Origin of the sequence: Streptomyces sp. ADI96-02, assembly GCF_003846185.1 — a bacterium.
Lineage (GTDB): Bacteria > Actinomycetota > Actinomycetes > Streptomycetales > Streptomycetaceae > Streptomyces.
The window spans coordinates 4,289,753-4,302,883 of sequence record NZ_ML123034.1 but is presented as its reverse complement, the minus strand read 5'-3'; the positions used below and the strand labels follow the sequence as shown (position 1 = coordinate 4,302,883).

The following is a 13,131-nucleotide window of genomic DNA, read 5'->3' as shown; positions in this document are numbered from 1 at the left end:
CCTCCACCGCAGGCATGATCAACCCCTACACCTACGCCACCGGCGACCCCGTCAACCACACCGACCCCACCGGGCAAAGCCCCGAAGAATCCGACAACTGGTTCACCAAGAACATCCTCAACTGGAAAGGGATGCCCTACCTCGACGCAGGTATCGCCACCGCCGTCCTCATCGGAGCCATCGCCTTCACCATCTCCACCGCCGGCACCGGCAGCCTCATACCCCTCGGACTCGCAGCACTGGGATTCGTCTCCACCATTCCCTCCGCCGCCGACGAAATACACCAGCAATTCAACGACGGCGAAAGCTTCATGAGCGAGGAACAGCGCTTCGGCTTCATGGTAGCCAGCGTAGCCGGCGCAGCCCTCGACCTCGGCGTAGGCATCGGAATGGGCGCTTACAAAGGCTATAAAGGCTATAAGACCTGGAGTCGAGCGAAAGAGAAGGCGCAATATTTTGCGGATGCGCGTGAAAACTTCAATCCACCGCTGACAGAATATGTGGAGAGGCCACACAACCCAACCATCGCACCCCCTCCTGGCAACACCTCGACCGCCCCCTCGAGCACGATGACAAAATCTTGGGAAACCGCCGTCGAGAGATATCGAGTGAATTCCGGAAAGAATAATCATTTCACTCCCGATGGGCCGGAAATCCAATCCGTCCAACACAAAATGGGTGAGAGCGTTCCCGGAGCACCTTCAGATTGGGTGATAGCCGAAACCTCCCGAGGCGACTACATCGCCTCCAGCGTCCAAGAACTGCGCAGAAGTGAAGCGAAAATCTTGATGGGATACAAGTACACCAACAGCAGGCATGAGACATTTGATCACTCAACGATCCGAGATGCACCTGCCTTTAATTACGTGCGGATACTTTACTGCCGCAACTAATGATCAGAAACTCAGGGGCTCTCGTCCAAGTCGCGGCGGACCAGTGCGGCCGCCGAAGCAGCCGCGGCCGAGGAGCAGACCACCGGTGTGCCGTGAGGGCTCGGCCGGCGGTGGGGTGGCGGTGAGCGGGATGGCGGCGAGTGGCACGGGGGCTCCGGTGGCGCTGGAGGGCAGGGGGGAGCGCGGCGCGGCGCCCCGGAGCAGCGGGGCGCCGCGCCGTACGGCGAACTGGAGGGGTCGTGCGGGTGAGGCAGAACGATCAGATCAGCAGGCCGGCGCGGATCAGCCGAGCACCGCGAGGGCGTCGATCTCGATCAGGAGGCCCTTGGGCAGGCCGACGTAGACCGTCGTACGCGCGGAGGGGGCTTCCCTGAGGTTCTGCTCCGCGAAGTACGCGTTGTAGATCTCGTTCATCTCGGCGAAGTGGTCGACGTCCGTGAGGTAGACGCGCATCATCATCACGTCGTCCCAGCTCGCGCCGCCCTCCTGAAGGATCGCCTTGACGTTGGCGAGGGTCTGGAGGGTCTGTTCGCGCAGGGTGGGCCCGGCGGGGGTAGGGGCCCGGCCCTCGACGGCGGGCAGGAAGCCGACCTGGCCGGCCACCTGGAGGATGTTGCCCTTCCTCACGCCGTGCGAGAACTTCGCGGGCGGCGTGGTGTGGGTGGAGGGGGTGAGGGCGGTCTTCTCGGTCATCGCTGATCAGACTTTCTTGGGTGGGCGGGTCGGGTGGTGCCGGAGTACTCCCGGCTGATCGTCTCGGCGGTGCGCCGGACCAGCGGGAGCAGGGTGAGGAGTTCCTCGGCCGTGACGACCACGTTCGGCGCGGAGACCGACATGGCCGCGACGACCCGCCCGTCCGCGCCGCGGACGGGGGCGCCGACGCAGTTGATGGACTCCTCGTGGCCGCCGAGGTCGGTGGCCCAGCCCTGTTCGCGGACGACGGCGAGCTCCTGGAGGAACGCGGCGGCGTTCGGCGTCGAACGGGCCGTGTACAGGGGGTAGTCGAGCTTTTCGGCGATGACGCGCCGCTCGGGCTCGGCGAGGTCGGCCAGCAGCAGTTTGGCGACGGCCGCCACGGTGATGGCGACGGGCTTGCCGATCCGGGAGTACATCCGGACCGGGTAGCGGCTCTCGACCTTGTCGATGTAGAGGACTTCCTGCTCCTCGTAGACGGCGAGGTGCACGGTGTGGCCGCAGCGGTCGTTCAGGGCGACCAGGTGGGGATGGGCGATGTCGCGTACGTCGAGGTTCTCCACGGCCTCCTGGGCGAGGGCGAAGAGCCGGGCGCCGAGGCGGTAGCGCTGGTCCTGCTGGCGGTAGACCAGGCCGTGTTCGTGCAGCGTACGCAGCAGGCGCAGCGCCGTGGACTTGTGGACGCCGAGCCGTTCGGCGACCTGGCCGAGGTCGGCGGGTCCCTGCGCGAGCAGCGGCAGAATGCTCAGTGCCCGGTCGACGGTCTGGCTCATGGCGTGCGTACCTCCTCGGGGGCCCGGTCGGCTGCGGTCCAGCCGGGGCCGAGACGAAGTCTCCCCCAGGTGCTCGCGTCGAGGGCGGCGAGCCGGTCGGCGTGCGCGCGGGACGGCGGGTCGGTGAGGTCGCCTGGCACGGTGAGGACGGCCGCGGCCATCAGGTGCCCGTGCCGGACCCGGTCGCGCACGGGCAGCCCGCGCAGGGTGGCGGAGAGGAACCCGGCGGCGAAGGCGTCCCCGGCCCCGACGGCGGCGACGACGTCGACGCGGAGGGCGGGGACGACGGTGACGGCGTCGAGGCCGAAGCCGACGGAGCGGGGCCCGGGGCCGGGGCCCGAGAACACCGTCGCGCCCGCGCTCCCCCGCTTCACGACCACCACCGACGGCTCCGGCAGCGCAGCCCGGATCGCCTCCGCGCCGGCGATCCCCCACGCCTCCTCCGCCTCGTCCTCGCCGACGAAGACCAGGTCCGCTCCCCGGGCCAGGTCGAGCAGCACGGAGGCGTCCACGCCGCCGTTCCGCCACAGGCGCGGCCGGTGGTTCACGTCGAACGAGACCAGGGGGCGTCCCGCCCGGGGCGCGGTCAGGTCCCGGAGCAGTGCCAGGCAGTCGGCCGACAGCGCCGCCGTGATCCCGGACAGGTGCAGGACGCGGCCCGCGAAGAGGGCGTCGTACGGGACGTTGTCCGGCGACATCGCCGAGGCGGCCGACCCGGCCCGGTAGTAGGCGACCTCGTGGTCGCCCGCGCCCCGGTCGGCGGCCGTGCGGAAGTAGATGCCGGTGGGCCGCCCCGGATCGCGGCGCACGGCCGAGGTGTCGACACCGTATCCCGCGATCGTCTCGACGAGGTGGTCCCCGAAGCCGTCCGCACCGACCCGGCCGACCCAGGCGGCCCGGTGTCCGGCGGCGGCCAGCGCGCAGGCCACGTTGGACTCCGCGCCGCCGATCCCGCGCTCGAAGGACGGCACGTCGGCGAGGCGGCCGGGCTGCGAGGGCAGGAACGTCACCATGGACTCACCGAGGCAGACGACGTCGGTGGTCGCGGCGGCGCGGGCGGTCCCGGGTGCGGGTCCGGACACGGGGGCTCCTCGCTGATCGGCGTGCGGGCCGGTGGTCGCCATTGACCGGGCATCGGCTCGGATGTTAGACAGCCTTGAGCGATATACGCAATGGGTGTTGCATATGCTGCAACGAACTTCGAGGAGCTTGCCTTGACAGCCGACCGCACCGCCGGCCACCCCGCGTCCGTCCCGTCCGTCACGTCCGTCCCGCCCGCCCCTTCCAGCGCGCCCGTCCCGTGGACCGCGTCCGCCCTCTCCGGCCCGTCCGTCCCGTCCGTCCCGTGGTCCGCGCCCGCCGTCTCCCGACTCGCCGAAGAACGCGTCGACCACCGTTTCAAGGCGCTGCCGCCCGACGCGGAGGGCCTGACCGTCGGCGCCCTGGCCGCCGAGCGCCGCAACCTGTTCACCGGCGGGTTCACCACCCCGGTCCTCGCCCTGTCCGCCGAGTCGGTCGCCCACAACCTCGCCCTGCTGGAGACGTACGCCGAGCGCCACGGCCTCGCGTTCGCCCCGCACGGCAAGACGTCCATGTCCCCGCGACTCTTCGCCGAGCAGTTGGCGCGCGGCGCGTGGGGCATCACGGCGGCCGTGCCGCACCAGGCCCGGGTCTACCGGGCGTACGGGATCGGGCGGATCTTCCTCGCCAACGAACTGGTCGACACGGTGGCGCTGCGCTGGCTGGCCGCCGAGATGACGGCCGACCCGGAGTTCCGCTTCGTCTGCTACGTCGACTCCGTGCGCGGCGTCGAGCTGATGGAGGCGGCCCTGAGGGCGGCGGGCGCCACCCGCCCGGTCGACGTCGTCGTGGAACTGGGCGCGGGCGAGGGCGCGCGCACCGGCGTCCGCACCGAGGCCGGATGCGCGGCCGTGGCCGACGCGGTGGCGGCGGCCGGGGCCCTGCGCCTGGTGGGCGTCGCGGGATACGAGGGCGAGGTTCCGGACGCCTCGCCGGAGCGGGTACGGGACTGGCTGCGGCGGCTCGTCGCGCTGGCGGCCGACTTCGACGGCGAGGGCCGGTTCGCGGAGGCCGGGGAGATCGTGATCAGTGCGGGTGGCAGCGCCTGGTTCGACGCGGTCGCGGACGTCTTCGCGGAGATTCCCGAACTGAGCCTGCCCGTATGCAGGTTGCTGCGCTCCGGGGCGTACGTCTCGCACGACGACGGGCACTACAAGCACCTCACGCCGTTCAACCGGGTCCCCGAGGAGGGCGCGTTGGAGCCCGCCTTCCGGCTCTGGGCGCAGGTCGTCTCCCGCCCCTCCGGCGAGCAGGCGTTCCTCAACGCGGGCAAGCGGGACGCGGCGTACGACCTCGATCTGCCCGAGGCGCAGGTGGTCCGCTCCGGCCGGGACGGCTCGGTGCGCCCCGCCACCGGGATCGCGGTCACCGGCCTCTCCGACCAGCACACCTGGGTGCGTACGGAGGAGGGCGCGGAGCTGGAGGTGGGCGACTGGGTCGGCATGGGCCTCTCCCACCCGTGCACCACCTTCGACAAGTGGCAGCTGATTCCGGTGGTCGAGGCGGACGGCACGGTCACCGACTACCTCCGCACCTTCTTCTGAGCCGCAGGCCGCCGCTGCCCCGCCCCACCGCAATTCGCCGCGCCCCACCGCAACTCGCCTCGCCCCACCGCAATCGCCTCGCCCTCCTCTCCCCTCTCCCACTTCCCTCTCCCCCGTCCCCTCCCTCAGTTCCTCTCCCTCCGCCCGAAAGGTGACCCATGGACCTGGTCCTGCGCGGCGCGCGCGTCGTCGACGGCTCCGGCGCGCCCTCCTACCGCGCCGACGTGGCCCTCGACGGCGGCCGGATAGCCGAGATCCACCCGGAGGGCGCTCCCGGCCCCCGGCCCACGGCGGCCCGCACGGTGGACGCGGACGGCCTCGCCCTGGCCCCCGGCTTCATCGACATGCACGCCCACAGCGATCTGGCGCTGCTGCGCGACCCGGACCACAGCGCGAAGGCGGCGCAGGGCGTCACGCTGGAAGTGCTCGGCCAGGACGGCCTGTCGTACGCCCCGGTCGACGACCGTACGCTGGCCGAGGTCCGGCGCTCCATCACCGGCTGGAACGGTGACGGGAACGACATCGACTTCGACTGGCGGACCGTCGGCGGCTATCTGGACCGCCTGGACCGCAACTTCGGCGGCCAGGGCATCGCGGTCAACGCGGCCTACCTGATCCCGCAGGGCACGGTCCGGATGTTCGCGGTGGGCTGGGACGACCGGCCCGCCACCGACGCCGAACTGGCCCGTATGAAGGAGCTGGTGGACGAGGGGATGCGCGAGGGCGCGGTCGGCATGTCCTCGGGCCTCACCTACACACCCGGGATGTACGCGGACGAAGCCGAACTCACCGACCTCTGCCGGGTGGTGGCCCGGCACGGCGGCTACTACTGCCCGCACCACCGCAGTTACGGAGCCGGTGCGCCGGCCGCGTACGAGGAGATGGTCCGACTCGCCCGGAACGCGGGCTGCGCCCTCCATCTCGCCCACGCCACCATGAACTTCGGTGTGAACAAGGGCAGAGCGCCGGACCTGCTCGCCCTGCTCGACGACGCGCTCGCCGACGGGGCCGACATCTCGCTCGACACCTATCCGTACACACCGGGTTGCACGACGCTCGTCGCGATGCTGCCGAGCTGGGCCGGCGAGGGCGGCCCGGAATCGGTCCTGGCCCGGCTCGCGGACGCGGAGAGCGCGGGGCGGATCCGGCACCATCTGGAGGTGCTGGGATCCGACGGCTGCCACGGCGTGCCGATCGAGTGGGACACCATCGAGATCTCCGGCACGGGCGCTCCCCATCTGGCCGCGTACGTGGGCCGCACGGTGGCGGAGTCGGCGCGGCTGCGGGGCGAGGAGCCCTGGACGACCGCCCGGCGGCTGCTCGTCGAGGACCGGCTGGGCACGACGATCCTCCAACACGTGGGCCACGAGGAGAACGTCCGACAGATCATGCGCCACCCGGTGCACACCGGCGGCAGCGACGGCATCCTCCAGGGCGACAAGCCGCATCCTCGCGCGTACGGCACCTTTCCGCAGTATCTCGGGCGGTACACAAGGGAGTTGGGCATTCTCTCGCTGGAGGAGTGCGTCGCGCACCTGACCTCACGCCCGGCCGCCCGGCTGCGACTGGCGGACCGGGGCCTGGTCCGCGAGGGCTACCACGCCGACCTGGTGCTGTTCGACCCGGAGACGGTGGCGGCGGGCTCTACGTTCGCGGAGCCGCGCGTCCTGCCGGTGGGCATCCCGCACGTACTGATCGACGGCCGGTTCGTCGTCGAGGACGGCAGGCGGACGTCGGCACTGGCCGGCCGGGCGATCCGGGGCGCGGACCGCAGCGGCCGACCTGCCCCTTCCGCCTGATCCGGCGGCAGCCGGCCCCTCCTGCCCCGACGGCCGCACCGCGGGGCCCCGACGGCCGCGCCGTCCGATCCGGCGGCAGCCGGCCGCCGCCTCCTACGGCCGCACCGCCCGGGGCGGGCCCGGTGGCGCGGCCGTCAGGCGGAGCCGGCGGCGCGCTCCGCCGCCCAGGCCAGGTCCTCCGACGTCGGGGCGTCGTCCTGGCTGAGCGAGCGCCGCCAGTAGCCGCTGAACTCCACGGCCGCCTTGGGCAGTCCGCGCTCCTGGACCAGGTGGCGGCGCAGCGCCCGGACCGCCGACGCCTCGCCCGCCACCCAGGCGGCGTCCACCGCCCCGCCGAACGCACCCCCGAACGCCCCGGCGTCCCGCACCGCCTCCACCAGCGAGCCGCCGGCGTCCCGGCGCACCCACCGCACCTCGGCCTCCGCGTCGGGCAGCGCCACCTCCTCGCCCGCGTCCGCGACCTCCGCGTACACCAGCGCCCGGGTCCCGTGCGGCAGCGCCTCCAGGAGGGTGGCGATCGCCGGGAGGGCCGTCTCGTCCCCGGCCAGCAGCATGCGCTCGGCCGAGCGCAGCGGGCGGGCGTACAGCGAGGAGGGGCCGACCATCCCGAGCACGTCTCCGGGGCGCGCCCGCGCCCCCCAGCGGGCGGCGGGACCGGTGTCGCCGTGGAGCACGAAGTCGACGGTCATCGTGCCGCGCGCGCGGTCGTGGGAGCGGATGGTGAAGCTGCGCGTCCAGGGCCGTTCCGCTTCCGGGATCGCCAGGTACGCCTCGTACCAGCGCATGCCGTGGGCGTCGTCGGCGTCCATCTCCGGCAGCTTCAGGACCGACCGCCCCTCGCGCGGCAGGCACAGCTTCATCTGCTGGTCCGGGCGGTCCTCCAGGACGTCCGGCAACGCGTCCCCGGTGAAGGTGACGCGAGCCGTCCGGGGAGTGATCCGCTCGACCTCGGTGACGCGCACCGAGCTGACCGGCATCGCGCTGACCGGCATCGACTGACCCATGGGTCCGCACCCTCTCTCTGAACTTCCGACTTCCGACTTCTGACTTCTGACTTCCGACTGATAGCTTACGCCGTAAGGGATTACTCGCAAGGCGTTACTTTACGGCGTAAGGAGTCGCACGTGGTGGTCTTTGCCGGACAGGGCGATGCACGCCGCTCCCTCGCCCTGCTCTGGCGCGGCGTGATCGGCGCTCCGCCGCGCGGCGGGCCGGGCCCCAAGCCCCGGCTGAGCGTGGACGCCGTCGTGGCGGCGGGCGTGGCGGTGGCGGACGAGCAGGGCATGGCCGCGCTGTCGATGCGCGCGGTGGGCGAACGGCTCGGGCGGACCGCCATGGCCCTCTACACCCACGTGCCGGGCAAGGACGAACTGCTGGACCTGATGTACGACTCCGTCCACGCCGAACTCCCCTCCGCCTACCCGGAGTCGGCCGGCTGGCGAGGTCCGCTCACCACCTGGGCCGAGGACGTCCTGGAGTTCTACGTCCGGCACCCCTGGCTACTCCAGGTCTCTCAGGCGCGCCCGGTGCTGGGACCGCACGAGTACGCGGCACTGGACACACTCGTCGGTCTGCTCGGGGCGACCGGCCTCGGCGCGCGCACGGTGCGGCGACTGGTGGGGACCCTCCTCCCCTTCGTCCAGGGGTCGGCGCGGACGGTCGCGGACGCCCGGCTGGCAGCGACGGTGACCGGAGCCTCGGACGAGGAGTGGTGGTCGGCGCGCGCGGCGGCGCTGACGGAGCTGGTCCCGGACTTCGCGGAGCGCTTCCCGGCCGTGAGCCGACTGGAGCGGGAGGCCGCCGTGGAGCCCTACCCGGGCGAGGACGGGCCTCAGGCCCCGCCGTATCCGGAACGCGAGGCGCGGGAGACGTTCCGGGTGGGGCTCGGCGTACTGCTGGACGGCATCGAGGCGGCGCGCGCCCGGCTGCCGTGACAGCGGTCTCCGGTGACGCCGGGCCCGGCGCCCCGGCCGCCGCGACGCCGCCGCTCCGGGCGGTCCCGGGATCGGGACCGCCCGGAGCGGCGGAGGATGACACACAGCCAGGTCGGCGCGCGAGACGCCCTCAGGACACTCTCAGGACACCCTCAGAGCATTCTCAGGGCACCCTCAGGGCCGCGCTAGCCTCACGGCTTGGGCAGCGCGCAGCCCGGCCGGCTCAGGTCGATCTTGTTGCCGGCGCCGATGCACGGGACCAGGGTGTACGTCTGCTGGGCGTAGTTGATGCCCTTGCGCACGGTCACCTTCCCGCTCTCGTCCACCTCGCAGGGGTTGTTGTCCGTGCACTTCTGGCCGCTCTCGTTGCCGGTGTTGTTGACGGCGACCACCTTTCCGGTGGCGTCGTCGATCACCGGCGAGCCGGACGTGCCGCCGATGGTCCGGCAGGCGGAGGTGTAGCGCACCGAGTCCTTCCAGGTCCACCGGCCCTCCTTGAGCTGGTGGACGAAGCCGTCGACGGCGCAGCTGTAGGTGCGCTTCCAGTAGCCCGAGGCGACCGTGATCGCCGAGCCCGCGACCGGGTGGGCGGTCTCCAGCTCCAGCGCGTCGATGCCGTAACGGCTCTTGATCTGCTCGTAGGTGCTGGTGAGTTGGTAGAGCGAGAGGTCCGTGTCGGTCATCGTGCCGTACGCGATCTTGCTCGCCCGTACGGTGCCGGCGTTGCCGCCGGAGGCGTTGAGCAGGGTGAACGACCGTGTGGACGGCTGGTCGACGACGACCTCGCCGGGGCCGGGGAAGCCCGACTCCATGCAGTGCCCGTTGGAGAGCACGAGGGCCGGGTCGGTGGGCGCTGAGCCGGGTGAACGGACCACCGAGCCCGAACAGTTGCTGAGCGCCACGGTTCCGGCGAAGGTCACGGCCTTCACTCCGGACCGGGCCGTGGCCGGCGGTGCGGTGCGCTGCTTCTGCGGTACGGCCGCGGCGGCTGCCGGAGCCTCGCCCGCGTCCGCGGCCGGGGTGGCCGCCGTGGCGGGCGCCGCCCCCGCTCCCAGGAGCAGGGCGGCGAGAAACGCGCCGACGAGAGGCTTGTTCATGTGGGGGTCCCCTCCAGTGGCGTCAAGGGCCGGACATCTTCCGGCTTTTGACATGTGCATGGTTTCGCACACGCGCTCGCACCACAAGGGGGCCGAGGTCGTGTGGTCCGCCCGCCGCGCGCGCGGGCCCGGAGCCGATCGACCGGGCACGGGCGGGCCGGTCGATCGGGGCCGTCACCCGGGCCATCACCCGGACCGTCACCCGGACGCGTTAAGCCGCAGGTCGCGGGGCTCAGGACCCCGGCCGACTCGGTCCGTCGCCGGAGGCGGCTGACGGCCCCGGCTGCGTACCGTTCGGGCATGACTCTCGACCTCGACGCCTACTTCGCCCGGATCGGCTGGAGCGGGGAGCGCCGCCCCACCGAGGACGTGCTGCGGTCCGTGCACCGCGCGCATCTGACGGGCATCCCGTTCGAGAACCTGGACGCCGTCCTCGGCACCGCGCCCTCCCTGGACCTCGCGGATCTGGAGGCGAAGCTGGTGCGGAGCGAACGGGGCGGTTACTGCTACGAGCAGAACACTCTTCTCGCCGCCGCCCTGCGGCAGTTGGGCTTCACCGTGACGCCGCTGGCCGCCCGGGTGCTGCTCGGTGCCGCCCCGGGCGACATCCGGCCGCGCGGCCACATACTGCTGCGGGTGGACGTGCCGGACGCGCCGGGACCGTATCTGGCCGACGTCGGGTTCGGGGCCGTCGGCGGGCTGGTGGAGCCGATCCGGCTGGAGGACGGCGCCGAGGTGGCAGACACGCCGCGCCGCCACCGGCTCGTACGGACCGCGCACCACGGACCGACGCCCCAGTGGGAGTTGCGGGCGGAGCGGGGCGGGAGCTGGGAGCCGCAGTACGCCTTCACGCCGGAGCCGTTCGAGGCGCCGGACTTCGAGATGTTCAACTGGTACGTCGCGACGCATCCGCGTTCGCCGTTCCAGCAGGCGGTGTACGCGCAGCGCACGCTGCCCGACGCGCACCTGGCGCTCTCCGGGCTCGACCTGGTGCGACGGCCGCCGACGGGAAGGTCGAGGTGCGGCGGCTGACCGGGCCGGAGGAGGTCGAGGACGTGCTCGCGGAGGAGTTCGGGATCCGTCTGCCCACCGGTGTGCGGATTCCGGCGTGAGCCGGAGTGAGCCCGCCCGCTCCTCCTCCGCGTGGCGCATCTCACCCGGTCCGGCGGGGCACGCCCCATTCCAAGCCGCGACGCCGCCCGGACCGCCCGTTCCACGGTCCGGGGCCGGGGCCGCCATGCCGATGGAAGACGCGGCGGCGCGGCGGCGACCCCGTTCGGCGCACCGTCGGAGCATTCTCCGCGCGGCCGGTGAACCACGGTCGTAAGCTCGCGGGCATGCAGGTCATCCAGTCGACGAAGCTCGCCAACGTCTGTTACGAGATCCGGGGCCCCGTGCTGGAGGAGGCGATGCGGCTCGAAGCAGCCGGTCACCGCATCCTCAAGCTGAACACGGGCAACCCGGCCGCGTTCGGCTTCGAGTGCCCGCCGGAGATCCTGGAGGACATCCTGCGCAATCTGGCGGGCGCGCACGGGTACGGCGACGCGAAGGGCCTGCTGTCCGCGCGCCGTGCCGTGATGCAGCACTACCAGACCAAGGGCATCGAGCTGGGCGTCGAGGACGTCTACCTGGGCAACGGCGTCTCCGAGCTGATCCAGATGTCGATGCAGGCGCTGCTCGACGACGGCGACGAGGTGCTCGTACCGGCCCCGGACTATCCGCTGTGGACCGCGTCGGTCTCACTGGCCGGCGGGACGGCCGTGCACTACCGCTGCGACGAGCAGTCCGACTGGATGCCGGACCTCGCCGACCTGGAGCGGAAGATCACCGACCGCACCAAGGCCCTGGTGATCATCAACCCGAACAACCCCACCGGAGCGGTGTACGGCGAGGAGATGCTGCGCGGCCTCACCGAGATCGCCCGGCGGCACAACCTGATCGTCTGCTCCGACGAGATCTACGACCGGATCCTGTACGACGGCGCCACGCACACCCCGACGGCGGCGCTCGCCCCGGATCTGATGGTGCTGACGTTCAACGGCCTGTCCAAGAACTACCGCGTGGCGGGTTACCGCTCCGGCTGGATGGCGGTCTGCGGCCCCAAGGCCCACGCCTCCTCGTACATCGAGGGGCTGACGATCCTTGCCAACATGCGGCTCTGCGCCAACATGCCCTCGCAGCACGCGGTGGCCTCCGCGCTCGGCGGACGGCAGTCGATCGAGGACCTGGTGCTGCCGGGCGGCCGGATCCTGGAGCAGCGGAACGCGGCCTACGACCTGCTGACTTCGATCCCCGGCGTGACGTGCGTGAAGCCGAAGGGCGCGCTGTACCTCTTCCCGCGGCTCGACCCCCAGGTGTACAAGATCAAGGACGACCGGCAGATGGTTCTGGACCTGCTGCGGGCCGAGAAGATCATGGTGGTGCAGGGCACCGGCTTCAACTGGCCGGAGCCGGACCACTTCCGGGTGGTCACCCTGCCCGCGGTCGAGGAGCTGACCGACGCCGTGACCCGGATCGCGCACTTCCTCGACGGTTACGGGCAGCCGTGAGCGCCGGTCGGCCCTTGCCGTAGACGCCGGCCCGCCCCTTCCGTGAGCACCGGCCCGCCCCTTCCGTGAGCACCGGCCCGCCCCTCACGTGAGCCGGTCGGCCCTTCACGGACAGCCGCGAGCCGACCACACTATGGATCGGGCACAACTTTAGACTCGATCCAAGGTAGGATGGTCTTACAGCATCACCGGGAGGCCATCCATGTACGAGCCGATCCGCAGCAAGTCGGTGCACTCACCGGCGGGCGACGCGGACTTTCCGCACCGCAGCCGCGAGGAGGAGCTGGACATCCAGCTCGCGGGGCACCTGGCCGCCCTGCTCGCGGTGACCGACGAGCTGGGCCTGTCGGCGGCGGGCGACCGCATCGCCGAGCAGGTGGCCCGGCTGCGCGGCGCGCCGCCCGCCCGGCACGCCGGACGGACCGACGCCGCACCGGCAGCCCTCCACCGGCGCGCCCACGCCCTCGCGGGCCGCGCGCTGCTGGTGGCCGCGTCGCGGGCCGACACCACCGCCGCCATCCTCTCCGCGGAGCGGATGGACGCGCACACCGCGGCGCTCGCCGCCGCGTCCGCCGACGCCGCCTCCGGACGGCTGGTCGGCGCCCACTGACGGCCCCGGTCCGCGTGCCGCCGAAGCGCGCGGACCGGGCGCCCACAGCCGGAGAGGGATTCCCGGCGAAAAGCCCGTGGTGGAGCGGGCGGCCCGAGGAGGGCGGCCCGAAAGGGGGGCGGCGACCCGAAAAGGGCGGCCCCCGGAACCGTGAGGTGA

11 protein-coding genes and 1 pseudogene are annotated in these 13,131 nt (G+C 72.1%); 7 read left to right on the top strand and 5 right to left on the bottom strand.

Annotation, left to right across the window (positions count from 1 at the left end; translation table 11 throughout):
* Positions 1–893: RHS repeat-associated core domain-containing protein (locus tag EES43_RS19080; protein ID WP_206430081.1), on the top strand; the 893-nt coding region annotated here is incomplete at its 5' end.
* Positions 894–1,175: 282 nt separating this feature from the next.
* On the opposite strand, the gene EES43_RS19075 is transcribed toward EES43_RS19080, so the two are convergent.
* From EES43_RS19075 to EES43_RS19065, 3 genes are read right to left on the bottom strand one after another with little or no spacing between them, the layout of a single operon-like run.
* Positions 1,176–1,586: a RidA family protein gene (locus EES43_RS19075; RefSeq protein WP_124269821.1), complete on the bottom strand. Its 411-nt coding sequence runs from the start codon at positions 1,584–1,586 to the stop codon at positions 1,176–1,178.
* Positions 1,583–2,359, bottom strand: coding sequence for an IclR family transcriptional regulator (locus tag EES43_RS19070; RefSeq protein WP_124269820.1), 777 nt, complete (start codon positions 2,357–2,359; stop codon positions 1,583–1,585). Before EES43_RS19070 ends, EES43_RS19075 begins: the two co-directional genes overlap by 4 nt.
* Entirely contained in the window at positions 2,356–3,441 is a 1,086-nt protein-coding gene (locus EES43_RS19065; protein ID WP_206430080.1) for a sugar kinase, read from the bottom strand. Before EES43_RS19065 ends, EES43_RS19070 begins: the two co-directional genes overlap by 4 nt.
* A 90-nt stretch (positions 3,442–3,531) precedes the next feature.
* On the opposite strand from EES43_RS19065, the gene EES43_RS19060 reads away from it, so the two are divergent.
* Together EES43_RS19060 and EES43_RS19055 are read left to right on the top strand one after the other, a co-directional pair.
* A complete protein-coding gene (locus EES43_RS19060; protein WP_124269818.1) occupies positions 3,532–4,983 on the top strand; it encodes an alanine racemase in 1,452 nt (483 codons plus the stop codon).
* A 158-nt stretch (positions 4,984–5,141) separates the two neighbouring features.
* Positions 5,142–6,782, top strand: a complete 1,641-nt coding sequence (locus EES43_RS19055; RefSeq protein WP_124269817.1) for an N-acyl-D-amino-acid deacylase family protein — start codon at positions 5,142–5,144, stop codon at positions 6,780–6,782.
* 134 nt (positions 6,783–6,916) lie between these two features.
* Here EES43_RS19055 and EES43_RS19050 read toward each other — a convergent pair whose 3' ends face one another.
* Complete coding sequence (locus tag EES43_RS19050) at positions 6,917–7,786, bottom strand: siderophore-interacting protein (protein WP_124269816.1); 870 nt, start codon at positions 7,784–7,786, stop codon at positions 6,917–6,919.
* 120 nt (positions 7,787–7,906) lie between these two features.
* Between EES43_RS19050 and EES43_RS19045 the strand changes: the two genes are divergently transcribed.
* A complete protein-coding gene (locus EES43_RS19045; protein WP_124269815.1) occupies positions 7,907–8,716 on the top strand; it encodes a TetR/AcrR family transcriptional regulator in 810 nt (269 codons plus the stop codon).
* Positions 8,717–8,907: 191 nt separating this feature from the next.
* On the opposite strand, the gene EES43_RS19040 is transcribed toward EES43_RS19045, so the two are convergent.
* Positions 8,908–9,813, bottom strand: a complete 906-nt coding sequence (locus tag EES43_RS19040; protein ID WP_124269814.1) for a S1 family peptidase — start codon at positions 9,811–9,813, stop codon at positions 8,908–8,910.
* Positions 9,814–10,113: 300 nt separating this feature from the next.
* Between EES43_RS19040 and EES43_RS19035 the strand changes: the two are divergent.
* The 3 genes and pseudogenes from EES43_RS19035 to EES43_RS19025 all read left to right on the top strand — a co-directional run bounded on the left by EES43_RS19035 (position 10,114) and on the right by EES43_RS19025 (position 12,972).
* Positions 10,114–10,925: pseudogene (locus EES43_RS19035) on the top strand (arylamine N-acetyltransferase).
* A 225-nt stretch (positions 10,926–11,150) separates the two neighbouring features.
* Positions 11,151–12,362: a pyridoxal phosphate-dependent aminotransferase gene (locus EES43_RS19030; protein WP_124269813.1), complete on the top strand. Its 1,212-nt coding sequence runs from the start codon at positions 11,151–11,153 to the stop codon at positions 12,360–12,362.
* Between the two features lie 202 nt (positions 12,363–12,564).
* On the top strand, positions 12,565–12,972 hold the full coding sequence (locus EES43_RS19025; protein WP_124269812.1) for an SCO4983 family protein: 408 nt from the start codon (positions 12,565–12,567) through the stop codon (positions 12,970–12,972).
* Positions 12,973–13,131: the final 159 nt, after the last annotated feature.